This window comes from Pseudomonas sp. NFACC42-2, assembly GCF_900116055.1.
Classification (GTDB): domain Bacteria; phylum Pseudomonadota; class Gammaproteobacteria; order Pseudomonadales; family Pseudomonadaceae; genus Aquipseudomonas; species Aquipseudomonas marginalis.
On the sequence record NZ_FOZO01000023.1, the window covers coordinates 15,257 to 39,144 of the forward strand.

General features: G+C 61.5%; 21 protein-coding genes. 12 read left to right on the top strand and 9 right to left on the bottom strand.

Features of this window, described 5'->3' with window-relative positions; genetic code table 11:
- The first annotated feature begins 29 nt into the window (after positions 1–29).
- On the top strand, positions 30–653 hold the full coding sequence (locus tag BM416_RS26315; protein ID WP_092489951.1) for an HAD family hydrolase: 624 nt from the start codon (positions 30–32) through the stop codon (positions 651–653).
- On the opposite strand, the gene BM416_RS26320 is transcribed toward BM416_RS26315, so the two are convergent.
- Positions 650–1,555 carry a LysR family transcriptional regulator gene (locus tag BM416_RS26320; protein ID WP_027604199.1) on the bottom strand — a complete coding sequence of 302 codons (906 nt, stop codon included), beginning with the start codon at positions 1,553–1,555 and terminating at the stop codon, positions 650–652. The genes BM416_RS26315 and BM416_RS26320 overlap by 4 nt on opposite strands.
- A gap of 103 nt (positions 1,556–1,658) precedes the next feature.
- On the opposite strand from BM416_RS26320, the gene BM416_RS26325 reads away from it, so the two are divergent.
- Positions 1,659–2,828, top strand: coding sequence for an aspartate aminotransferase family protein (locus tag BM416_RS26325; protein WP_092489952.1), 1,170 nt, complete (start codon positions 1,659–1,661; stop codon positions 2,826–2,828).
- Here BM416_RS26325 and punR read toward each other — a convergent pair.
- Positions 2,817–3,737, bottom strand: coding sequence for a DNA-binding transcriptional activator PunR (gene punR, locus BM416_RS26330; RefSeq protein ID WP_092489953.1), 921 nt, complete (start codon positions 3,735–3,737; stop codon positions 2,817–2,819). The two genes, BM416_RS26325 and punR, sit on opposite strands and share 12 nt — an antisense overlap.
- A gap of 122 nt (positions 3,738–3,859) precedes the next feature.
- On the opposite strand from punR, the gene punC reads away from it, so the two are divergent.
- Positions 3,860–5,044, top strand: coding sequence for a purine nucleoside transporter PunC (gene punC, locus BM416_RS26335; protein WP_092489954.1), 1,185 nt, complete (start codon positions 3,860–3,862; stop codon positions 5,042–5,044).
- On the opposite strand, the gene BM416_RS26340 is transcribed toward punC, so the two are convergent.
- Positions 5,041–5,874 (bottom strand): nucleoside-binding protein, encoded by an 834-nt coding sequence (locus BM416_RS26340; protein ID WP_092489955.1) that lies wholly within the window; start codon positions 5,872–5,874, stop codon positions 5,041–5,043. The genes punC and BM416_RS26340 overlap by 4 nt on opposite strands.
- 159 nt (positions 5,875–6,033) lie before the next feature.
- On the opposite strand from BM416_RS26340, the gene BM416_RS26345 reads away from it, so the two are divergent.
- A complete protein-coding gene (locus BM416_RS26345; protein ID WP_065947414.1) occupies positions 6,034–7,536 on the top strand; it encodes a nucleobase:cation symporter-2 family protein in 1,503 nt (500 codons plus the stop codon).
- A 115-nt stretch (positions 7,537–7,651) separates the two neighbouring features.
- Here BM416_RS26345 and BM416_RS26350 read toward each other — a convergent pair whose 3' ends face one another.
- Both BM416_RS26350 and BM416_RS26355 read right to left on the bottom strand, forming a co-directional pair.
- A complete protein-coding gene (locus BM416_RS26350; RefSeq protein WP_027604193.1) occupies positions 7,652–8,584 on the bottom strand; it encodes a proline iminopeptidase-family hydrolase in 933 nt (310 codons plus the stop codon).
- Between the two features lie 92 nt (positions 8,585–8,676).
- Entirely contained in the window at positions 8,677–9,441 is a 765-nt protein-coding gene (locus BM416_RS26355) for a LuxR family transcriptional regulator (RefSeq protein ID WP_092489956.1), read from the bottom strand.
- A 183-nt stretch (positions 9,442–9,624) separates the two neighbouring features.
- On the opposite strand from BM416_RS26355, the gene BM416_RS26360 reads away from it, so the two are divergent.
- The 6 genes from BM416_RS26360 to BM416_RS26385 are packed head-to-tail and all read left to right on the top strand — an operon-like array spanning position 9,625 to position 15,782.
- Positions 9,625–10,512 carry a proline iminopeptidase-family hydrolase gene (locus BM416_RS26360; RefSeq protein ID WP_092489957.1) on the top strand — a complete coding sequence of 296 codons (888 nt, stop codon included), beginning with the start codon at positions 9,625–9,627 and terminating at the stop codon, positions 10,510–10,512.
- 3 nt (positions 10,513–10,515) lie between these two features.
- Positions 10,516–11,463 (top strand): ABC transporter permease, encoded by a 948-nt coding sequence (locus BM416_RS26365; protein ID WP_027604190.1) that lies wholly within the window; start codon positions 10,516–10,518, stop codon positions 11,461–11,463.
- Positions 11,460–12,317, top strand: a complete 858-nt coding sequence (locus tag BM416_RS26370) for an ABC transporter permease (protein ID WP_065928124.1) — start codon at positions 11,460–11,462, stop codon at positions 12,315–12,317. Before BM416_RS26365 ends, BM416_RS26370 begins: the two co-directional genes overlap by 4 nt.
- Positions 12,314–13,270 (top strand): ABC transporter ATP-binding protein, encoded by a 957-nt coding sequence (locus tag BM416_RS26375; protein WP_092489958.1) that lies wholly within the window; start codon positions 12,314–12,316, stop codon positions 13,268–13,270. Before BM416_RS26370 ends, BM416_RS26375 begins: the two co-directional genes overlap by 4 nt.
- The gene (locus tag BM416_RS26380) at positions 13,267–14,286 is read left to right on the top strand and encodes an ABC transporter ATP-binding protein (protein ID WP_092489959.1); all 1,020 of its coding nucleotides are present in this window, start codon (positions 13,267–13,269) and stop codon (positions 14,284–14,286) included. The genes BM416_RS26375 and BM416_RS26380 overlap by 4 nt, the downstream gene beginning before the upstream one ends.
- Complete coding sequence (locus BM416_RS26385; RefSeq protein WP_065939299.1) at positions 14,268–15,782, top strand: ABC transporter substrate-binding protein; 1,515 nt, start codon at positions 14,268–14,270, stop codon at positions 15,780–15,782. The genes BM416_RS26380 and BM416_RS26385 overlap by 19 nt, the downstream gene beginning before the upstream one ends.
- Before the next feature lie 136 nt (positions 15,783–15,918).
- Here BM416_RS26385 and BM416_RS26390 read toward each other — a convergent pair whose 3' ends face one another.
- The 4 genes from BM416_RS26390 to BM416_RS26405 all read right to left on the bottom strand — a co-directional run bounded on the left by BM416_RS26390 (position 15,919) and on the right by BM416_RS26405 (position 19,631).
- Positions 15,919–16,659 carry a YciK family oxidoreductase gene (locus BM416_RS26390; protein ID WP_092489960.1) on the bottom strand — a complete coding sequence of 247 codons (741 nt, stop codon included), beginning with the start codon at positions 16,657–16,659 and terminating at the stop codon, positions 15,919–15,921.
- A 201-nt stretch (positions 16,660–16,860) separates the two neighbouring features.
- The gene (mupP, locus tag BM416_RS26395; protein WP_092489961.1) at positions 16,861–17,532 is read right to left on the bottom strand and encodes an N-acetylmuramic acid 6-phosphate phosphatase MupP; all 672 of its coding nucleotides are present in this window, start codon (positions 17,530–17,532) and stop codon (positions 16,861–16,863) included.
- A 4-nt stretch (positions 17,533–17,536) separates the two neighbouring features.
- A complete protein-coding gene (gene ubiG / locus BM416_RS26400; RefSeq protein WP_092489962.1) occupies positions 17,537–18,235 on the bottom strand; it encodes a bifunctional 2-polyprenyl-6-hydroxyphenol methylase/3-demethylubiquinol 3-O-methyltransferase UbiG in 699 nt (232 codons plus the stop codon).
- 64 nt (positions 18,236–18,299) lie between these two features.
- Positions 18,300–19,631, bottom strand: coding sequence for a TRZ/ATZ family hydrolase (locus BM416_RS26405; protein WP_092489963.1), 1,332 nt, complete (start codon positions 19,629–19,631; stop codon positions 18,300–18,302).
- A gap of 109 nt (positions 19,632–19,740) precedes the next feature.
- On the opposite strand from BM416_RS26405, the gene mtnA reads away from it, so the two are divergent.
- Positions 19,741–20,811, top strand: a complete 1,071-nt coding sequence (gene mtnA / locus BM416_RS26410) for an S-methyl-5-thioribose-1-phosphate isomerase (RefSeq protein WP_092489964.1) — start codon at positions 19,741–19,743, stop codon at positions 20,809–20,811.
- Between the two features lie 422 nt (positions 20,812–21,233).
- Positions 21,234–23,888, top strand: a complete 2,655-nt coding sequence (gene gyrA, locus BM416_RS26415) for a DNA gyrase subunit A (protein WP_027604181.1) — start codon at positions 21,234–21,236, stop codon at positions 23,886–23,888.

Genomic DNA, 23,888 nt, shown 5'->3' on the forward strand with positions numbered 1-23,888 from the left:
GCTCTCAAACCACGCTAACGGAGGATCTGATGACGATTCGTGCAGTCGTTTTTGATTTCGGCGGTGTTCTCTTCGATTGGAACCCGCAGCACCTGTACCGCAAACTGATTGCCGACGATCAAGAGCGGCAGTGGTTCCTCGATAACATCTGTACCCAGGCCTGGAACACCGAGCAGGATGCGGGGCGGCCGCTGGCCGAAGCCACGCAGATCCTGATCGATCAATACCCCGAGCATGAACCCTTGATCACGGCCTATTACGGCCGCTGGCACGAAATGCTGCGTGGCCCGTTGCCCGAAGGCGTGGCGATTCTCAATGCGCTGCATCAGGCCAACATGCCACTGTTCGGGCTCACAAACTGGTCGGCCGAGACCTTTCCCTATGCGCTTGCCCATTACCCCTTCCTTCGGCAATTTCGCAACATCGTGGTGTCTGGCGAGTTGAAGCTGATCAAGCCTGACGCGGCGATCTACCACGCCAGTCTCAGCCAGGTACGGGTGTACCTGCCGGATATCCAGCCGGGGGAAGTGGTATTTATCGATGATGTTGCCGGCAATATCGAAGCGGCCGTCGCCCTCGGCTGGCAAGGCATTCACCATGTGTCTGCCGAGCAGACGGCTGCGCGATTGCGCGAGTTGGGCGTGGGCTTCTAGCGCGCCCACTTTTCCATGGCGAAATCCACAAAGGCGCGCAGCTTCGGCAAGCGATAACGGTCCTGGCCGTACAGTAAATGCATGGGCCGGCTGGGCAGTTGATAGGTGGTCAGCAAGGCCACCAGCTTGCCGGTTTGCAGGTCTGGCTGCACCAGGGCATCCGGCAGCATGACGATCCCCATGCCTTGCACGGCGGCCTGGCGCAAGGCCTGGGAGCTATTGATGGTCAGCGAGCCGGACACCGGGATTTCCACTTCGCCTTCTGCGCCGGTCATGCGCCACAGCTTGTCGGCGTTGCGCCAGTCATCGGTGGAAGGGTAGGCGAACGCCAGGCAGTCGTGCTGTTGCAGGTCCTCGGGCGTCCGGGGTGTACCACGTCGCGCCAGGTAGTCCGGTGAGGCGCACAGGGTGATGGTGTAGTCCTGCATCGGTCGGGCGATCAGGCTTGAGGGTTCCAGCTCGCCCAGGCGGATAGCCACGTCAAAGCCGCTGTCGACCATGTCCATGCGCTGGTTGCTGAGCACCACGTACAGCTTGATCAGCGGGTAGCGTTGGGAAAACTCGCTCAAGGCCGGCGCCAGGCGTTCAGTGCCGAACGCCGGTGGCGCGGTGATGCGCAGGGTACCTTTGGGGACGTCACCGTGGGCCTGTTCGGCCCATTGCTCGGAGTCGGCCACCAGCCCCAGTACTTCCAGGCAACGCTGGTAATACTGGCCGCCGAACTCCGTGAGGCTCTGTTTGCGGGTGGTGCGCTTGAGCAGGCTGACGCCCAGGCGTTGTTCGAGAGCGCGCAAGTGGTTGCCGACCATGGTGGTCGACATCCCGCAAGCGTGTGCGGCGGCGGTCATGCTGCCGCTCTCCACCACTTTCACGTACACCGACATCGCTTGGAACAGGTCCATTATCAAGCCCTGGTTTAAAGTCATTGCAGGAAGGCGCAGTTTATCCAGCTGGGATGGCTAACGATACTGTTGCTATCTCAACGATGCACTGGAGTCCGCCACCATGACCGCCGCCTGCCTGATGACCACCTATCAACCCCTGGCCCTGAGCTTCACCCGTGGCCTCGGCACGCGCCTGTGGGACCAGCAGGGGCGCGAATACCTGGACGCAGTGGCGGGTGTGGCGGTGACCAATGTCGGGCATTCCCACCCGAAACTGGTAACGGCCATCAGCGAGCAGGCCGGCCTGTTGTTGCACACCTCCAACCTCTACAGCATCGACTGGCAACAACGTCTGGCCCGGCGCCTGACACGGCTGTCCGGCCTGGACCGTGCCTTCTTCAATAATTCCGGCGCCGAAGCCAACGAGACGGCGCTGAAACTGGCGCGGTTGCATGGCTGGAAAAAAGGCATCGAAGAGCCCTTGGTGGTGGTGATGGAGAATGCCTTTCATGGCCGTACGCTGGGTACCATGGCGGCGAGCGATGGCCCCTCGGTGCGCTTGGGTTTCCAACGTTTGCCGGGGGATTTTCTCAAGGTCAGGTTTGGTGATCTGGCGGCGATCGAGGCAATCACCCAGGCGTTTGGCACACGGATCGCGGCGGTCTTGCTGGAGCCCATCCAGGGCGAAAGTGGCGTACTGCCAGCGCCGCCGGGTTACCTCCAAGCCCTGCGTGACCACTGCACACGGCACGGCTGGCTGATGATGCTCGACGAAATCCAGACCGGCATCGGCCGCACCGGCGCCTGGTTTGCCTTCCAGCATGAAGGCATTGTTCCGGATGTGATGACCCTGGCCAAAGGCCTCGGCAATGGCGTGCCCATCGGTGCGTGCCTGGCCAGGGCTGCGGTAGCCGCGCTTTTCACGCCCGGCAGCCATGGCAGCACCTTTGGTGGCAACCCGCTGGCGTGCCGGGTGGGCTGCACTGTGTTGGACATTATCGAAGAGCAAGGCTTGTTGCAGAACGCTGCACAACAGGGCGAGCGCTTGCTGGCGCGGTTACGCATGGAATTGGAAGAGCATCCGCAGGTGCTGGCGATTCGGGGGCAGGGCCTGATGATCGGTGTTGAGTTGGCCAGCCCCTATCGCGACCTGGCCCAGCGTGCTGCCCAGGAGCATGGGCTGCTGATCAACGTGACGCGGGGCAAGGTCATTCGCTTGCTGCCGCCGCTGACCCTGGATGCCAAGGAGGTGGAGATGATCGTGCGGGCCCTCACTCGGCTATTGAGCTAGGTCCTTTCCGTTGAGCCACTCCTGGTTCATCGTCTCGGTATCCCCCAGGTACTCCAGCAACCACGCCATGGCCGGGGACAGTTTGCTCTGTGCCCAGGCCACGCACGATGGGCTGGCCGGGAAGGGGCGCGTCAGTTGCAGCGCCACCAATTCACCGCGTTCGATCCACGGCAATACCTGATGCGCCGGTGCCATGCCGACGCACAGGCCATCGCGCAGGCAATCGATGGCGGAGGCCCAGTTGGGGACTACCAACCGGCGTTGGTTATCCAGAGTCCAGGTGTCGCGCTTGGGCAGGTTGCGCGAGGTGTCGGTCATGCACAGCGAGGCGAAGGGGCGCAGTTGGTCGTCATTGAGCAACCCGTCCACGGCCGCCAACGGGTGCCGGGCGCTGACCACGCACAGCCAATTCAATAAGCCCATATCGCGAAAGGTGAAGTGACTGGCCACCGGCACGGCGCTGGTGGCACCGATGACAATATCGGTGCGCTCATCCGCCAGGGCATCCCACACACCGTTGTACACCTCGTATTCCAGCAGCAATTCCACCTCGGGAAACTGCCGGTAGAAATCCAGCACCAACTGTCGGCAGCGCTGGGGTTTGACGATGGAATCCACCGCCACCTTCAACTGGCCACTCCAGCCATTGGCCACCTGCTGGCACAGGCGCCGTGTGCCGAGCATTTTTTTCATTACCCCGCGGGCCTCGTCGATAAACAGACGGCCGGCGGGTGTCAGTTCCACATCACGATGGCGGCGCACAAACAGCGGCACCGCCAGCCACTCTTCAAGTTGGCGTACGGTATAACTGATGGCTGACGGCACGCGATGCAATTCCTGGGCAGCGGCGCTGAAGCTGCCATGGCGCGCTACCGCATCGACGACATCCAGGGAGTATTCGGACCACATGAGAGTTGCCTTCAAAATTATTGATAACAGCCGCCAATTATTATCGCTTCACAGCAAAACTGTCAGCTTCATAATGGGCGGCAGTCAGCAAATAGTTTGATGGCAGGATTAACAAGGTTTCAATGAAAAATTCTTTTGGTTTCACCTGGTACCTGGCGGGGCTGAGCATGCTCGGTTATCTCGCCATGGACATGTATTTGCCGGCGTTCGGCGCCATGGGCGAGCAGTTGCAGATTGGTGCGGGCGCGGTGGGCGCCAGCCTGAGTATCTTCCTCGCGGGTTTTGCCGTGGGGCAGTTGCTGTGGGGGCCGTTGTCCGACCGCCTGGGGCGCAAGCCGATCCTGCTCGCAGGCTTGAGCCTGTTTGTGGTGGGCTGCGCGGGGATGTTTTGGGTCGAGACCGCGCCGCAGTTGCTGGCCTTGCGCTTTATGCAGGCGATTGGCGTGTGTTCCGCAGCCGTGAGCTGGCAGGCGCTGGTGATCGACCGCTACCCGGCCGACAAGGCCCACCGTGTGTTCGCCAGCATCATGCCGTTGATGTCGTTGTCACCGGCCCTGGCGCCGCTGCTGGGCGCGATGGTGCTGAACCACTTCGGTTGGCAAGCCATCTTCGGCGTATTGCTGGGCGTGTCGTTGCTGTTGTTGCTGCCGACGTTGTTCCTACGCTCCGTGCCGAAACCTCAGACGCGGGAAGACGAACCTTCGCGCCTTGGCTATTGGCAGTTGCTCACCTCCCGGGTGTTTACCGGCAATGTGATGATCTTCGCCGCCTGCTCGGCCAGTTTCTTCGCCTGGCTGACCGCTTCACCCTTCATCCTCGGCGACATGGGCTATAGCCCGAATGACATCGGCCTGAGCTACGTGCTGCCGACATTGGCGTTTCTGGTGGGTGGCTACAGTTGCCGCAGCGCTTTGCAGCGTTTCCAGGGCAAGACGCTGTTGCCGTGGCTGCTGCTGGCCTATTGCATCAGCATGCTGGCGTTGTACCTGGTCGCCACCTTGACCGTGCCGACGCTCACCACCTTGCTGATTCCGTTCTGCCTGATGGCGCTGGTCAACGGCGCGAGTTATCCGATCGTGGTGGCGAATGCGCTGATGCCGTTTGCAGAACATTCCGGCAAGGCGGCGGCACTGCAAAATACGCTGCAATTGGGTCTGTGCTTTCTCAGCAGCCTGTTGGTGTCGTCGATGATCGAACAGCCGTTGCTGATTACTGTGATTGTGATGCTGGCGACCGCGCCCTTGGCCGTCTTGGGCTATTGGCTGGCGCGGCCGAAAGCAGACAAGTCGGAACTGGCCGCCGCCTAGAACGTCACTTCCATGTTCACCGTCGGCGTTGACGTGCGGCTGCCCCGGCCGCCGTCCACGCCGAACTTGTTATGCCAGTACTCGTAACCCACCCCGAGGTACAGGTTCGGCTTCACGCGCTTGCCCGGTCGCACCGCGACCATCAGCGCGCTGCGCATCAGCGCTTCCGGTGCCGTGTCACGGCCATGGTAGTCCGCGCCTTTTTCCCCGACGTAGTTCACAAAACCCTGGAATTTCGCCGCATGGTTGGCGATCTCGAAAGGGCGCATCCACGTCAGATTGAGCATGTAGGTGTCGTCAAACGTGTGGTTCGACTCCCGTGCACCGGGGATGCCGGTGTGGTTGCGCTCTTTGTAGTACAGAAGGCTCAGGTCCAGCACGCCCACGGTGTTGAACTTCAAGGTCGGACCGATCACCAGTGCGCGTTTTTTCGCCGAAGCGAAGTTGTTGTTGCGGTTCGCATCAAAGCCCAGGGTCAGCGCGTAATCCTTGACCAGCCCGGTGCCCAGGGGCACATCCAGCACCCGTGAAGCATACAGCTGATGCCGGTACACCGCGTACACCTCGCTGCCGCCGTGGTCGGTGCCCTTGCGCGGGTCGCGGCTGTCGGACAGGAACACGTCCAGGTTCAGGAAGTTGCTGCCATACCGGTAGCCGCTGGCGTGGGTAACGCTGTAGATGCGCTTGCTGAATTCGTCGGGGTTATTCGGATTGGTGAACTGCTGGCCGTAGCGAAAACCTACGCTGTTGTTCATCCATTCCACCGCGACGGCCTCCCCGCCGCCGAGGAGGGTGAGTGCAACGGTGGCTCCCTGTAATGCCTTTTTCATTGTTCTAGTGTCCTTTGGCGTTCTGGCTCATCACGGCCGGGTTGTTTTTGTAACGCCGACGGAGGGTATCTTGTTCGATTGATTGTATACAACTCTATGGACATCCAGTCTAAACATTGCATACAGTGTCACCACAACAAAAACAGAGAACCCCTCACCATGACTATCCCGAAGGCGTCACCGCAGCGGCCGGAAGATGAGAATCTAGGCGTCGCCGCCAACATGGCTTACGGCCTGCAGCATGTGCTCACCATGTACGGCGGCATCGTCGCGGTACCGTTGATCGTGGGCCAGGCTGCCGGGTTGTCACCGGCGGATATCGGCCTGTTGATCGCCGCGTCGCTGTTTGCCGGTGGCCTTGCCACCCTGTTGCAAACCCTTGGCCTGCCGTTTTTTGGCTGTCAGTTGCCGCTGGTGCAGGGTGTGTCGTTTGCCGGTGTGGCAACCATGGTGGCGATTGTCGGCAGCGATGGCGCCGGCGGGGTACCGGCGATTCTCGGCGCGGTGATGGCCGCGTCGTTTATCGGGCTGTTGATCACCCCGGTGTTCTCGCGGATCACCCAGTTTTTCCCGCCGTTGGTGACCGGTATTGTGATCACCACCATCGGCCTGACCCTGATGCCCGTGGCGGCGCGCTGGGCCATGGGCGGTAACAGCCGCGCTGCGGATTTCGGCAGCATGCCCAATATCGGCCTGGCGGCGTTGACCCTGGTGCTGGTGCTGCTATTGAGCAAGATCGGCAGCGCGACCATCTCGCGCCTGTCGATCCTGCTGGCGATGGTGATCGGCACGGTGATCGCGGTGTTCCTCGGCATGGCGGATTTTTCCGGGGTCAGCCAGGGGCCTATGTTCGGTTTCCCTGCGCCGTTCCATTTCGGTATGCCGACCTTTCACATCGCGGCGATCATTTCCATGTGCATCGTGGTGATGGTGACACTGGTGGAAACCTCGGCCGACATCCTGGCGGTGGGGGAAATCATCGATACCAAGGTCGACTCCAAGCGCCTGGGTAACGGCCTGCGCGCCGATATGCTGTCGAGCATGTTCGCGCCGATCTTCGGTTCGTTCACCCAGAGTGCCTTCGCCCAGAACGTTGGCCTGGTGGCGGTGACTGGAGTGAAGAGTCGTTTTGTGGTGGCAACCGGCGGCTTGTTCCTGGTAATCCTCGGCTTGCTGCCATTCATGGGGCGGGTGATCGCGGCGGTGCCGACCTCGGTACTGGGCGGTGCCGGGATTGTGCTGTTCGGTACCGTGGCGGCCAGTGGTATTCGCACCTTGTCCAAGGTGGATTACCGCAACAACATGAACCTGATCATCGTCGCCACGTCCATCGGGTTTGGCATGATCCCGATTGCCGCACCGAGTTTCTACGACCAGTTCCCCAGCTGGTTCGCGACCATTTTCCATTCGGGTATCAGTTCATCGGCGATCATGGCGATCCTGTTGAACCTGGCGTTCAACCATTTCACCGTAGGCAATTCGGACCAGCAGTCGGTGTTTGTGGCGGGGACTGAGCGCAGTTTGTGTTTCCACGACGTAGCGGCGTTGCGTGATGGGGACTATTTCAGGGGTGGCAAGTTATTTGATGCCGAGGGCAAGGAAATTCCATTGGTGGCGCAGGAGCCAAGGAAAGCCCCACACGCTGAAACCACAGAGGTCTGAAAATGTGGGAGGGGCGGTGCGACGATTCGACTTGCTCCCGATAGCGGTGGGTCAGTCACAAATACAGTGGCTGACACTCTGCTATCGGGAGCAAGCCCCCTTCCACATTTGGAACTCAACCAGCCTTGCGGACTGTGTGCGGAACAGAGCACGCCTCATCCAGAAACTTCACCACGGTGCCCATGCACGCCTGGCGTTCTTCCACGTGGGGCATGTGGCTGGAGTCTTCGAACAGCGCCCAGCGCACATCCGCGATCTCATCCAGGAATGGCTTGACCACCAGTGGAGTGGCCTCGTCATGCCGGCCGGAAATCACCAGGGTCGGCACCTTGATGGCCGACAGGCGGCCAATGGATTTCCAGTCCTTCAGGCTGCCGATCACGTGGAACTCGGTCGGGCCGCTCATGGCGTGATACACCGTGGGGTCCGAGTCGACCTGGGCGAAGGTGCGCGCCACTTCTTCCGGCCATGGGTTCACCCGGCACACATGCTGGTCATAGAACACCCGCGAGGCGGCGAGGTATTCCGGATCGTGGTAGGTGCCGGCGGCTTCATGCTTGAGCAGGGTTTCATGCACGCCTTGGGGCAGCAGCTTGCGCAGGCGGTTGGCTTCGCTGACCCAGGTGCGCATGCAGGTCGGTGAGTTGGCCGGGATAAACGCACGCAGGCCCTTGGGTTGCAGGATTGCGTGCTCGCTGCCGAGCATGCCGCCCCAGGACTGACCAAGGATCGCGTAGTTATCGCTGATCTGCAGGTGGTCCAGCAGGTTGTCCAGTTCTTTAAGGAACAGATCGACGGTCCAGAAGGACGGGTCTTTCTCAGGCAAGTGCGTGGAGCGGCCGTTGCCCAGTTGGTCGTAGTGGATGACCGCATGACCGCTGGCCGCGACGTCCTTGAAGGCGTCGACATAATCATGGGTGCAGCCCGGGCCGCCGTGGATGACCACCAGCGGCGTGCGGCCGCTGGCCAGGTCGCCAGTGACGCGGTACCAGGTCTGGTAGTCGCCAAACGCGGCATACCCTTCGCGGATTTTTTCGATGAAGTCCATTTCCTGCCCTGCCCTGAAAAAATGATCAGAGACACGATAGTCTGCGGGCGAGATTTAGGTAACTAGCAAAACAGCTAGGTTTTGCCGGGGGATCAGTCTTCCAGCAGGCGGTAATGGGTGGCGCGGACCACCGCCTGCACGCGGTTCTTGGCGCCCAGTTTGTGCATCGCCGAGGCCAGGTGCAGGGTGACGACGGCCAGTGAGCGGCTCAGTTGCGTGGCGATTTCGGCGGCGGTCAGGCCGTCGGCGGCCCATTTGAGGCATTCGCGTTCACGTTTGGTCAGGTGAATGTGCGGGTAGGTGCGCAGCTCCTTGCCGAACAGCGGGTAGGCCGCTTCCTGCAACGCGTGGGAAATCAGGCTGAAGTCCGACAAGGTCTGCTGCGTGTCCTGCAGCACAGTAGGCGTTTTGCCAGTGCGCAAGCCGGTCAGTGACGCGAAGCCGCCACGGGGCAGATGCATCGGCACGCTGACGCCGCAGGTCAGTTGCTGGTCGTGCAGGTAGGACGAAACGGGGGCGTGGCAAGGGTCGATGATGGTTTGCAGGGCCGTGTCAGCCTTGGCTTCGTAGGACCACACGAACGGCGATACCGTGCGCAGGGCCAGGTGTTGCACCGGGTCGATCTGGTAGAAACCCTTGCTGCACCACAGCGCATGCCAATCGGTCGGCGTGTTACGCAGCTCCAGCACCGAGGGGGTGATCAATGCACCATCCTGGTCGATCGGCACCGGGGTGTAGTCGTATACCAGTGCATCGAAGCCCAATTGCTGGGCGAGGATAAAAGTGTTGTCCATCTGCTCATCCAGGCTCCTGCCCGGCATCAGACGTTGATTGAAGGCAGTTAGCTTGGCCAGCATCCGTTCTGCTCCCGAATTCATTTGAATCTCCACTTCCTGCAAGTAGAATGCCACGCCCCGGCGAAGGACTGCCAGGCCAAACCTATAAGAAATACCAGGTTATGGACGCGCGGCATCCTCGGTAGTGTTGGCCTGATAAACGGCCGCTGCCCGCCAGGCCGATACAACACAAGGAATGTATGCATGTGGCGTGAAATTGCCCCCGACCAGCAGTACAACGTGCAAGTCGATGGCCACAACCTCGTGGTCTACAGCTTCGGCGAAGGCGATGAGGTGCTCTTGTGTCTCAACGGCGGGCCGGGCCTGCCGTGTGACTACTTGCGCGACGCCCATGGCTGGCTCAAGGACCATGACCTGCGAGTGGTTGCATTCGACCAGCTTGGCACAGGCGCATCAGCCAGACCGACCGATGTTTCCCTGTGGGAAATCCGCCGTTATGTCGAAGAAGTCGAAACCGTACGCCAAGCCCTTGGCCTCGGCCGCGTGCACCTGCTCGGGCATTCCTGGGGCGGCTGGCTGGGCATCGAATACGCCATCCATTACCCCGACAGGCTGAAAAGCCTGATCCTCGAGAACACCGTCGGCGACATTCCGCATCTTTCTCAAGAACTCGAACGCCTGCGCGGCGCGCTGGGCAGTGAGACCGTGGCGATGATGCAACGCCACGAAGCCATGGGCACCCTGAATCACCCGCAGTACCAGGCCGCGATCACCTTGCTCAACTATCGCCACGTCTGCCGCCTGGACGAATGGCCCGAACCGGTCAAGCGCTCCCTCGGCGACTGGAACATGGGCCCCTACGAAACCATGCAGGGCCCCAACGAATTCCTCTACGTCGGCAACCTCAAGGACTGGAACCGCATCCCCGAGATGGCCGCTTTCAACATGCCGATCCTGATCACCACCGGCCAGCACGACGAACTCACCCCAGCCTGCGCCATGCGCATGAAGATGGCGGCCAGACACGCCGAACTGCATGTATTTCCCAACAGTAGCCATATGCCGTTCTATGAAGAGCCACAGGCTTATTTTCCGGTACTGTTGGACTTTCTCGCTCGCCACCGAGGCTGACAGATGAACCTGGCGCGCTACCGTTTTGTACTGTCCCGGCCGCTGCAATTGCTGCCGGTACTGTTTGGCATCAGCCTGATCACGTTTGTGCTGGTGCGCTCGATTCCTGGCGACCCGGCACGGGCCCTGCTGGGCTCGCGCAGCACGCCGGACGCCTTGCTGAAAATCCGCGCCCAGTACGGCCTCGACCAGCCTTTGTGGCAGCAGTATTTCTATTTCCTGAAGAACCTGCTCAAGGGCGATCTCGGCCAATCACTGCTGTACAAAGTCGACGCCTTGAAATTGATCGTCACCCGCATCGAACCCACCCTGGTGCTGGTGCTTGGCAGTGTGGTGCTGGCACTGCTGATCGCGGTGCCGCTGGCGACGTGGGCCGCGCGCAATAAAGGCGGGTGGGCGGACAACCTGATCCGCGTGTTCACCACCGTGGGCCTGGGCATGCCGGCGTTCTGGCTGGGCCTGATGCTGATCCTGCTGCTCAGTGTGCAATGGGGCTTGTTCCCGGTGTCCGGCTACGGCCGTACCTGGCTGGACAAGGCGCACCATATGGTCTTGCCGTGCCTGACCATCGCCCTGGCGCTGTCGGCGGTGCTGGTGCGCAACCTGCGGGCGAGCATGTTGATGGAGCTGCAGGCCGACCACGTCACTGCCGCGCGGGCGCGTGGGCTGTCGGAAGCTGCGGTGTTCCGACGCCATGTGCTGCCCAATTCCCTGGTGCCGGCGGTCAACCTGCTGGCGGTGAATATCGGCTGGCTGATCAGCGGCACCGTCGTGATCGAAAGCCTGTTCGCCATTCCCGGTATCGGCCAGTTGCTGGTGCGCGGCATTTTTACCCGCGACTACATGGTGGTGCAGGGCGTGGCCATGGTGCTGGCGTGTGCGACGGTGGTGGTCAACTTTATCGCCGACGTGGTCACGGTGGCCCTCGATCCTCGGGTGAAAATGCAATGAGCAGCCGTCCACTGATTGCCCCATGGCGCCTGCGTCTGCGGTTTGGCTTTCGCAATGGCCGCCTGACGGCCGCGTGGGGGCTGTTGATCCTGCTGGTGTGGTTGGTCCTGGCGCTGTGTGCGCCGTGGATCGCGCCCTATGACCCGATCGCGCAGAACACCGACATCAGCTTGCTGGGGCCGAGTCTGGCCCATCCATTCGGTACGGATAACTACGGTCGAGACATCCTTTCGAGGGTGATCTGGGGCGCGCGCGTCGATCTGCAACTGGCCATTATCGGGGTAATTTTCCCGTTCATGATCGGCACGTTTGTCGGCGCGGTTTCCGGCTATATCGGCGGGCGCTTCGACAGTTTCTGCATGCGCGTGATCGATGTGATCCTGGCGTTCCCGTTCCTGGTGTTGATGCTGGCGATCATGGCTATTCTCGGTCCGGGCCTGAAGAGTTTTTATATCGCCATGGCGCTGGTGGGCTGGGTGTCGTATGCACGGCTGATCCGCTCCCAGATCCTGGTGCTCAAGGAAAGCGACTTCGCCCTGGCAGCCAAGAGCCTGGGCTTTGGCCATGGGCGCATCCTGTTCCGGCATTTGCTGCCGAATGCGATGTTTGGCTCGATTGTATTTTCCATGTCTGACGCGGTGCTGGTACTGCTCAACGGTGCCGCCGTGAGCTACCTGGGCCTGGGCGTGCAACCGCCGACGGCGGAGTGGGGGACGATGATTGCCGAAGGGCAGGCGTTTATTACCACGGCCTGGTGGATCTGCACCTTTCCGGGGCTGGCCATCGTGACCCTGGCCATGGGCTTCAGCCTGCTGGCCGATGGTGTGGCGCAAGTGTTGGGGGATCGCTCATGAGTCTGCTTCAAGTGCGGGATCTTAGTGTGATCGCCAACAACAGCGGGCGCGATGTGACCTTGGTCGACCGCGTGTCCTTCGACCTGGCCGAAGGCGAGATCCTCGGTCTGGTGGGTGAAAGCGGCTCGGGCAAGACCATGGCCTGCCGTGGCTTGATGCGCCTGTTGCCGTCGCCCAACCTGCGTGTGCAGGGCGGTGCGGTACGCCTGGCGGGCCAGGACCTGCTGCAACTGGATGACACCGGCATGCGCGCGGTGCGTGGCGGACAGTTGGGCATGATCTTCCAGAACCCCAGCAGCCACCTCGACCCCTTGATGCGCATCGGCGATCAGATCGCCGAAGGCATCCGCCTGCATCAGGGCGCGTCAAAAAAACACGCGCGCCGACAAGCCATCGAAGTGTTGCGCCAGGTGGGCATTCCCGATCCCCAGGCACGGGTCGACAACTATCCCCATGAATTTTCCGGTGGCATGCGCCAGCGCGCGATGATCGCCGTGGCCCTGGGCTGCAACCCGAACGTATTGATTGCCGACGAGCCGACCACGGCGTTGGACGTGACCGTGCAGGCACAGATCCTGCGCCTGTTGCTGGACCTGCGTGACCAGCGCGGCCTGTCGCTCATCATGATCACCCACGACCTCGGCGTGGTCGCGCAAACCTGCGATTCCATCGCCGTGATGTATGCCGGGCGCCTGTGCGAACACGGCAGCAAGTACGACGTGCTCGCCCACCCGCAACACCCCTACACCGCCGGCCTGATTGATTGCCAACCGGCCCACGGCAGTGGCCCTGGGTTGCTGCGTACCATCCCCGGCCAGCCGCCCTTGCTCGATGCATTGCCCGGTGGCTGCCGCTTCAACCCGCGTTGCCCGCAGGTCGGCGCGTTGTGCACCGAACGGTTGCCCGAAGGGGCGCGCGTGGCCTGTCACTACCCGTTGGGAGCACGCCCATGAGCCTGTTGCAGATCAAGGACCTGGAGGTGCGGTTCGCCGCGTCCGGCACGGGGGTGTTCGGCCTGAACAAGCAATGGGTGAGGGCGGTGAACGGTGTGTCGCTGAACCTTGCAGCCGGTGAAACCCTGGGGTTGGTGGGGGAGTCCGGCAGCGGCAAAAGCACCCTGGGCCGCGCGATCCTGCACCTCAACCCGATCAGTGCCGGGCAGGTGCTGTTCGATGGCATCGATATGGCCCATGGCAGCGCGATCGACATCGCGCGCCTGCGCCAGGAAACGGCGATGATCTTCCAGGATCCCTACGCCGCGTTGAACCCGCGCCACACCATCGGCGAAACCATCGCCGAGGTGCTGCGGGTGCAGCGCAAAGTCCCGGCAGCGCGCATCCCGGCTCGCGTCAACGAACTGCTTGACCTGGTCGGCCTGCGCCCCGAACTGGCCAGTCGCAAACCCGGCGCCCTCAGTGGCGGCCAATGCCAGCGTGTCGGTATTGCCCGGGCGCTGGCGGTGGAGCCGCGCTTGATCATCGCCGATGAATGCGTGGCGGCCCTGGATGTATCGATCCAGGGCCAGATCATCAACCTGCTGTTGGAACTGCAACAGCGCATGAACCTGGCGATCCTGTTTATCGCCCACGATTTGGCCATCGTGCGGCGCCTGTGCGACCGCGTGGCGGTGATGTACCTGGGCAAGATCGTCGAGGAAGGGCCGGTGGAAGCGGTCTTCACCGCGCCGCGCCATCCGTATACGGCGGCGTTGATCGAGGCGATTCCGGAGATCGATCCGCACCGGCCCTTGCCGACGCAGCCGTTACCTGGCGAGCCGCCGAGCCCGCTGAATTTGCCTACGGGCTGTGCCTTCCACCCGCGTTGCCGGTACGCCCGGACGATGTGTTCCGTGGTATTGCCGCCTATCCATTCCCTGCACGAGCATCGATACAGTTGCGTGCTTGAAGAACCGTTGACCCTTCCTGCCCATCATGAACAAGGAGTTATGACATGCAATCGCGCCACTTGAAATTGCTCGCCGCTGCCACGCTGACCGCCTGGTCGTTGACCGCCGGCCTGGCCCAGGCCGCCGGCGTCCTGACCATCGGTTGCCGTGAAGACAGCACCACGTTCGACCCGATCAAAAGCGCGCAAAACCGCGATACCTGGGTATTTGCCAACGTCTACGACACCCTGGTACGCGTGGACAACCTGGGGACCAAGATGGAGCCGGGCCTGGCTGAAAGCTGGGATATTTCCAAGGACGGCCTGACCTACACCTTCAAGCTGCGCGATGCGAAGTTCTCCGATGGCTCGGCGATCACCGCCGAGGATGCAGCGTTCAGCCTGTTGCGCATCCGCGATAACAAGGCTTCGTTGTGGGCTGATCCCTTCAACCTGATCGACACCGCCAAAGCGACGGACTCGAAAACCCTGGTTGTCACACTGAAGACTCCGGCGGTCGCCTTCCTGTCGCAACTGGCCTCGCCGACGGTGTCGATCCTGTCGGAAAAAGCCATGACCAAAATGGGGGAAGACGCCTATTCCGAGAATCCGGTGACCTCCGGCGCGTTTACCGTAGACGAATGGCGCAAGGGCGACCGGGTCATCCTGAAGAAGAACCCGAACTTCTGGCAGGCCAAGAAGGTCAGCCTGGATGGCGTGGAGTGGGTCTCCGTGACCGACGACAACACGCGGATGCGCATGGTGCAGAACAACGAGCTGGACACGGCGATCTTCGTACCGTTTTCCCGGGTTGAAGAGCTGAAGAAAGACAAGAACGTGGTGATCCACTCCGACCCGTCCACCCGTGAAGATCACCTGCTGATCAACCACGCCCACGGTCTGCTGGCCAAGCAGGAAGTACGCGAGGCGCTGGACATGGCCATCGACAAACAGTCGCTGGTGAAAACCGCGACCTACGGTCAGGGCACGGTGGCCTATTCCTACATCCCGAAAGGCTCGTTGTTCCACTACGCCAACAACCTGCAACGCCCGTATGACCCGACCGCCGCCAAGAAACTGTTGGAAAAGGCTGGCGCGAAGGACTTGAAGCTCAACTATGTGGTCAACGCCGGCAACGAAGCCGACGAGCAGATCGCGGTGATCATCAAGGACCAGTTGGCCAAGGTCGGCGTGACCGCCAACCTGCAGAAGGTCGACCCGACCCAAAGCTGGCAGATGCTGGTGGACGGTGAGTACGATATTTCGGTGATGTACTGGACCAACGACATCCTCGACCCGGACCAGAAGACCACCTTCGTACTGGGTCACGACACCAACCAGAACTACATGACCCGCTACAAGAACGACAAGGTCAAGGAGCTGGTGGCGGCGGCGCGCATCGAGGCTGACCCGGTCAAGCGTGAGCAGATGTATGTCGAACTGCAGAAACTGGCGAAACAGGATGTGAACTGGATCGACCTGTACTACAGCCCGTACATCAACATCTCACGCAAGAATGTGAGCAACTTCCTGCAAAACCCGTTGGGTCGTTTCACGCTTGAAGATGTCGTGAAAAACTAAGGCCTAGAGAACACCGCAATACAAATGTGGGAGGGGGCTTGCCCCCGATAGCGTTGGGTCAGTCACAGATACAGTGACTGACACCCTGCAATCGGGGGCAAGCCCCCTTCCACATTTAGTTCCGGTGTGTCAGTTGTTACTGGGCGTCAAACGCCTGCCCATTAATGCCGGTACTGTCCGGGCCCATCAGGTACAGGTACACCGGCATGATCTCTTCCGGTGCCGGCCTTTCCATCGGGTTCTCCCCTGGATATGCCTGGGCCCGCATGCTGGTGCGCGTGCCGCCTGGGTTGATGCTGTTGGCTCTTACTGCAGCCACGTCTTCGAGCTCATCCGCCAGGGTCTGCATCAAGCCTTCAGTGGCGAATTTCGACACCCCGTAAGCGCCCCAATACGCCCGGCCCTTGCGCCCGACGCTGCTGGAGGTGAACACCACCGACGCATCCTGGGACAGCTTGAGCAGCGGCAACAACGTGCTGGTGAGCATGAACATCGCATTGACGTTGATGTGCATCACCCGCATGAAGTTCTCGCCGGACAACTGCTCGATCGGCGTACGTGGGCCGATGATCGAGGCGTTGTGCAGCAGGCCATCGAGGTGGCCGAATTCTTTTTCGATCATCGCTGCCAGCTCATCGTATTGATGGGGCAGGGCGGTCTCCAGGTTGAAGGGGATCACCACCGGCTGCGGGTGGCCGGCCGCTTCGATCTCGTCATACACCTGGGCCAGGTTGGCTTCGGTCTTGCCCAGCAACAGCACGGTGGCGCCATGGGCGGCGTAGGTTTTCGCCGCCGCCGCGCCAATTCCGCGACCGGCGCCGGTCACCAGGATGATCCGGCCTTTGAGCAGTTCTGGACGTGCAGAGTAATCAAACATAAAAAGCCTCGACAGAATTCAACATGTTTCAGCACAAAACTTGAGACCGGTGGAGATCCCCTGTGGGAGGGGGCTTGCCCCCGATAGCGGTGGATCAGTCAACAAATGCAGTAACTGACACACTGCAATCGGGGGCAAGTCGAATCGTCGCACCGCCCCTCCCACAGGGGATCATCATAGGTCAGCTGGGTTGGTGAGCCATCAGCAACTGCACAGTGCGTTATCCAGCACCTTGCGCAGTTCCAGCGGGTGATCCACCACCACATCCGCGCCCCAATGGCGCGGGTTGTCGTCCGGGTGGATATAGCCATAGGTGACCGCCGCCGTGCGGGTGCCGGCGTCGCGGCCGGACTCGATGTCACGCAGGTCATCCCCCACGAACAACACACTGGCCGGGTCCAGGCCGAGCATCTTGCACGCCAGGATCATCGGCTCCGGGTCCGGCTTGCTGTTTTTCACATGGTCCGGGCAGATCAGCAGCGCCGAGCGCTTGGCCAGGCCCAGTTGCTGCATGATCGGCTCGGCAAAGCGCAGTGGCTTGTTGGTGACCACGCCCCAGATCAGCTTGGATTTCTCGATGTCTTCCAGCAGTTCGGCCATGCCGTCGAACAGTGTGCTGTGGACCGCACAACCCTTCAGGTAACGCTCGAGGAACTCCAGGCGCAGCTCTTCAAAGCCGGGGGATTCCGGGTCCATCGAGAAGGTCACGGCCACCATCGCCCGCGCACCGCCGGAGATTTCATCGCGGATATGCTGTGGGTTGATTGGTGGCAGGTCGCGGTCGGCGCGCATCGCCTGGCAGATGGCGATAAAGTCCGGCGCAGTGTCCAGCAGGGTACCGTCCATGTCGAAGAGAACCGCTCGCAACTTCACAGGCTTACTCCTCGCGCAGGGTCTGGATCATGTAGTTGACGTCAACGTCGCTGGCCAGTTTGTAGTGCTTGGTCAGCGGGTTGTAGGTCAGGCCGATGATGTCCTTGACGGTCAGCCCGGCCTGGCGGCTCCACGCACCCAGTTCGGAAGGGCGGATGAATTTCTTGAAATCGTGGGTGCCGCGCGGCAGCAGCTTCATGATGTATTCGGCGCCGATGATCGCGAACAGGTAGGCCTTGGGGTTGCGGTTGATGGTGGAGAAGAACACCTGGCCGCCCGGCTTGACCATGCGGAAGCAGGCGCGGATCACCGACGATGGGTCTGGTACGTGCTCCAGCATTTCCAGGCAGGTGACCACGTCGAACTGCTCGGGCATTTGCTCGGCCAGGGCTTCGGCGGTGATCTGGCGATATTCCACGCTCACGCCGGATTCCAGCTGGTGCAACTGGGCCACGGCCAGCGGCGCTTCGCCCATGTCGATCCCCATCACGGTGGCGCCGCGCTGGGCCATGGCTTCGCTGAGGATGCCGCCGCCGCAACCGACGTCCAGCACCTTCTTGCCGGCCAGGTTGACGCGTTCGTCAATCCAGTTGACCCGCAGCGGGTTGATGTCGTGCAGGGGTTTGAACTCGCTTTCGCGGTCCCACCAGCGGTGGGCCAGGGCTTCAAACTTGGCGATTTCGGCGTGGTCGACGTTGCTCATGGTGAATCCTCTAAATCTGATAAATCGGTTTGTCGGTCCTGAACACGCAGGTTCAGAGCCAGCGTTATTCGGTGTGCCCGCTGATGCGTTTTCCCCAGGCAATGGCCGTGGTGGTCAACTGTTGTTCATCCATGCGGGTGAGTTGCCGGTCGTCGAGCAACTGCTTGCCGGCGACCCAAAGGTGTTTCACGCAATCGCGTCCGGTGGCATATATAAGCTGTGAGACCGGATCGTAGATCGGTTGTTGCGCCAGCCCCGTCAGATCGAAGGCGACCATATCCGCCGCCTTGCCCACTTCCAGGGAGCCGATTTCACTTTCCAGGCCCATGGCACGTGCACCGTTGAGCGTAGCCATGCGTAGCGCACGGTGGGCGTCCAGGGCGGTGGCCGAACCCGCGACGGCCTTGGCCAGCATCGCGGCGGTACGGGTTTCACCCAGCAGGTCCAGGTCGTTGTTGCTGGCGGCGCCATCGGTGCCGATGGCCACATTGACGCCCGCCTGCCATAGACGCTCCACCGGGCAGAAGCCACTGGCCAGTTTCAGGTTCGATTCCGGGCAATGGATCACGCTGGTGTTGCTTTCTACCAGCAAAGCCAGGTCGTCCTCGCTGATTTGGGTCATATGAACGGCCTGGAAGCGCGGGCCCAGCAAACCGAGGCGTCCCAGGCGCGCCAATGGCCGCTCGCCGGTCTGTTCGACGGCCTGTTGTACCTCGAAAGCGGTTTCATGCACATGCATATGGATCGCGGCGTCCAGCTCTTCGGCGATGACCCGGATCTTTTCCAGGTTGGCATCGCACACCGTATAGGGCGCGTGGGGGCCGAAGGTGATCTTGATGCGCGGATGGTGCTTGAGGTCGCCGAACAGCTCGATGCCCTGGCGGATCGCCTCATCGGCGGTGCCGGCGCCGGGAATCGGGAAGTCGAGGATCGGAATCGCGATCTGCGCACGCATGCCGCTGTTATGCACGCAATCGCTGGCGACCTTGGGGTAGAAGTACATGTCCGAGAAGCAGGTGATACCGCCCTTGAGCTGCTCGGCAATGGCCAGGTCGGTGCCGTCACGCACGAAGGCCTCGTCGACCCACTTGGCTTCGGCGGGCCAGATGTGTTTTTCCAGCCAGGTCATCAAGGGCAGGTCATCGGCCAGACCGCGAAACAGGCTCATCGCCGCATGCCCGTGGGCGTTGATCAGGCCTGGACTGAGCAACATGCCCGGCAGTTCGCGCACGTCAGTGGCCGACAGCTTCAACGCCGCAGCCCGTGGACCGATAAAGGCGATACGCCCATTGCGGATGCCCACGCCATGGTCCTTGAGCACCACGCCGGCGGGTTCGACAGGTACCAGCCAGGTTGGCAGTAGCAATAAGTCGAGCGGGGCGGCAGTGGAGGTCATCGCAGGCTTCTTCCCGGGCAGCTATAAAAGAAGCGCGAAGTATACCCGAGCGTCCTGGCTGGCGGATCGCTATAATCGGCGGCTTTTGTTGATGAGTATGGGGTGATGGATGCGCGATCGACTGTTGGCAGCGGAGAAAGTGAAGGCCATCGATTGGCGTGATGGCACGCTGCACCTGCTCGATCAACGCGCCCTGCCGTCCCAGGAACGCTGGGTGGCCTGCACCACGGTCGATGCAGTGGCTGCGGCCATTCGCGCCATGGTGGTGCGTGGCGCATCGGCCATCGGCATCAGCGCGGCCTATGGCCTGGTGCTCGCCGCTCGCGAGCGCATCGCCGAGGGCGGTGACTGGCAGGCCGCCTGGGAAGAGGACTACGCACTACTGGCCGATACCCGTCCGACCGCCTCGAACCTGTTCTGGGCGCTCAAGCGCATGCGCGATCGCCTGGATCGCGTCAAGAAGCACGCCGATCCGCTGGCGGTGCTGGAGGCTGAAGCGATCGCTATCCATGAAAGCGACCGGGAAGCCAACCTCGTCATGGCCCAGTTGGGCGTTGAGCGGATTCGCAAGCATCAGGGCAACGCCCAGGCGATCTTGACCCATGGCAACGCCGGCGCCTTGGCAACCGGCGGTGTCGGCACGGCCCTCGGGGTGATTCGCGCGGCCTTCCTGGAAGGCTTGGTCGAGCACGTCTACGCCAATGAAACCCGCCCATGGCTGCAAGGCTCGCGGCTGACCGCCTGGGAGCTGGCGGGCGAGGGGATCCCGGTCACTGTGAATGCCGACTCGGCCGGTGCGCATCTCCTCAAGACCAAGGGCATCACCTGGGTGATCGTCGGCGCTGATTGCATTGCCGCCAATGGCGATGTGATCAGCAAGATCGGCACCTATCAATTGGCGGTGTGCGCCATGCACCACGGCGTGCGTTTCATGGTGGTGGCGCCGAGTTCGAGCCTGGACCTGATGATGGCCACTGGTGACGATGTGGCCTTGGAGGAGCGCGATCCCGGTGAGCTGCTGGAGGTCATGGGGCAGCGCTTGGAGGTCAATGCGTTTAATCCGGTATTTGATGTGACTCCGGCCGACTTGATTGATGTGATTGTGACGGAGAAGGGCGTGATTGAGCGGCCGGATACGGCGAAATTGGCCAAGCTGATGTGCCGCAAGCGGCTGCATTGAGGGCTGTGGTGTCTATGAAATGGCTATCGGGGGCAAGCCCCCTGCCGCATTTTGACTGTTCACAATTAAAGTGTGGGAGGGGGCTTGCCCCCGATTGGCCCTGAAAGTCAATAAAACCCTCGGATCCGCCCTCAAAAAAAAGCACCACCCCATCTCTGAGCCCCTCTCGGCCTCCTCAAGCCTGTCATCCGTCAAATTACTAGTCTCCATGCGCATCAGGGGGATAGGTGCGTGGCGGCGATTGTGATAACATCCGGCGGTTTCCAGGGCCGCCCCCAGGGGTTGCCCATAACGTGCAGATCCGTGTCATAACTCGTTGATTTGTCGTAAGTCGTTGTCAGGCAGTGTGCCGGCGACGGCGAGCTTCGTTCGTCCCATATGGATGCGACGAGGTTTCACCCGAAAAAGGAATCAGGCTTCTCATGGGCGAACTGGCCAAAGAAATCCTCCCGGTCAATATCGAAGACGAGCTGAAACAGTCCTACCTCGACTACGCGATGAGCGTGATTGTCGGTCGGGCACTGCCTGATGCGCGCGATGGCTTGAAGCCCGTGCACCGGCGTGTGCTGTTCGCAATGAGCGAGCTGGGTAACGACTGGAACAAGCCGTACAAGAAATCTGCCCGTGTTGTCGGTGACGTGATCGGTAAGTATCACCCTCACGGCGACACTGCGGTGTACGACACCATCGTTCGGATGGCCCAGCCGTTTTCCCTGCGCTACCTGCTGGTAGACGGCCAGGGCAACTTCGGTTCGGTCGACGGCGACAACGCCGCGGCCATGCGATACACCGAAGTGCGCATGACCAAGCTGGCGCACGAGCTGCTGGCCGACCTGCATAAAGAAACCGTGGACTGGGTGCCGAACTACGACGGCACCGAAATGATCCCGGCGGTCATGCCGACCAAGATTCCCAACCTGCTGGTCAACGGTTCCAGCGGTATCGCCGTGGGCATGGCCACCAACATCCCGCCGCACAACCTCGGTGAAGTCATCGACGGTTGCCTGGCCCTCATCGACAACCCTGAGCTGACCGTCGATGAGCTGATGCAATACATTCCGGGCCCGGACTTCCCGACCGCCGCGATCATCAACGGTCGCGCCGGCATCATCGAAGCCTACCGCACCGGTCGCGGCCGTATTTACATGCGCGCCCGCTCGATCATCGAGGACATCGACAAGGTCGGTGGCCGCCAGCAGATCGTCATCACCGAGCTCCCGTACCAGCTGAACAAGGCGCGTCTGATCGAGAAGATCGCCGAGCTGGTTAAAGAGAAGAAACTCGAAGGCATCACCGAGCTGCGCGACGAATCCGACAAAGACGGTATGCGCGTGGTGATCGAGCTGCGTCGTGGCGAAGTGCCTGAGGTGATCCTCAACAACCTCTACGCCCAGACCCAGCTGCAGAGCGTGTTTGGTATCAACGTGGTTGCACTGATCGACGGCCGCCCACGCATCCTGAACCTCAAGGACCTGCTGGAAGCCTTCGTACGTCACCGTCGCGAAGTGGTTACCCGCCGTACCGTGTTCGAGCTGCGCAAGGCCCGCGAGCGCGGCCACATCCTGGAAGGCCAGGCTGTAGCGCTGTCGAACATCGACCCGGTCATCGCCCTGATCAAGGCCTCGCCGACGCCGTCGGAAGCCAAGGAAGCGCTGATCAAGATGCCATGGGAATCCAGCGCCGTGGTGGCGATGGTTGAACGTGCCGGTGCCGACTCGTGCCGCCCGGAGACACTGGACCCGCAATACGGCTTGCGCGATGGCAAGTACTTCCTGTCGCCGGAACAGGCCCAGGCCATCCTGGAACTGCGCCTGCACCGCCTGACCGGCCTGGAACACGAGAAGCTGCTGGCCGAGTACCAGGAGATCCTCAACCAGATCGGCGAGCTGATCCGCATCCTCAACAGCGCCGTGCGCCTGATGGAAGTGATCCGCGAAGAACTGGAAGTGATCCGCGCCGAATACGGCGACGTGCGCCGCACCGAAATCCTCGATGCTCGCCTCGACCTGACCCTGGGTGACATGATCCCGGAAGAAGAGCGCGTGGTGACCATCTCCCACGGTGGCTATGCCAAGACCCAGCCATTGGCTGCGTACCAGGCCCAGCGTCGTGGCGGTAAAGGTAAATCGGCTACCGGCGTGAAGGATGAGGACTACATCGCTCACCTGCTGGTCGCCAACAGCCACACCACGCTGTTGCTGTTCTCCAGCAAGGGCAAGGTGTACTGGCTCAAGACCTACGAAATCCCGGAAGCTTCCCGTGCTGCCCGTGGTCGTCCGTTGGTCAACCTGCTGCCGCTGGACAGTGATGAATACATCACCACCATGCTGCCGGTCGAGGAATACACCGAAGGTCACTTCATCTTCATGGCCACCGCCAAGGGCACCGTGAAGAAGACCCCGCTGGAATCCTTCAGCCGCCAGCGCAGCGTGGGTCTGATCGCCCTGGAGCTGGACGAAGGCGACGTACTGATCAGCGCGGCCATCACCGATGGCGAGCGTGAAGTCATGCTGTTCTCCGACGGCGGCAAAGTGACACGCTTCAAGGAATCCGACGTTCGCGCCATGGGCCGTACCGCCCGCGGTGTGCGCGGCATGCGCCTGCCGGAAGGGCAGAAGCTGATTTCGATGCTGATCCCGGAAGAAGGCAGCCAGATCCTCACCGCTTCCGAGCGTGGTTATGGCAAGCGCACCGCCATCAGCGAGTTCCCGGAGTACAAGCGTGGCGGCCAGGGCGTGATCGCCATGGTCAGCAACGACCGCAACGGCCGTCTGGTCGGCGCGGTCCAGGTGCTCGATGGCGAGGAAATCATGCTGATTTCCGACCAGGGCACCCTGGTGCGTACCCGTGTGGCCGAAGTGTCGAGCCTGGGCCGTAACACCCAGGGTGTGACCTTGATCAAGCTGGCCAAGGACGAAAAACTGGTCGGCCTGGAGCGTGTCCAGGAACCATCGGAAGTCGAAGGCGAAGAGCTGGAAGGTGAGGAGTTCGAAGGCGAGGTGATCGCAACCGGCGATGACAGCGTCGACGAGCCAACCCTCGATGCTGCCGCAGACGAAGAAGAACCGCAGGAATAA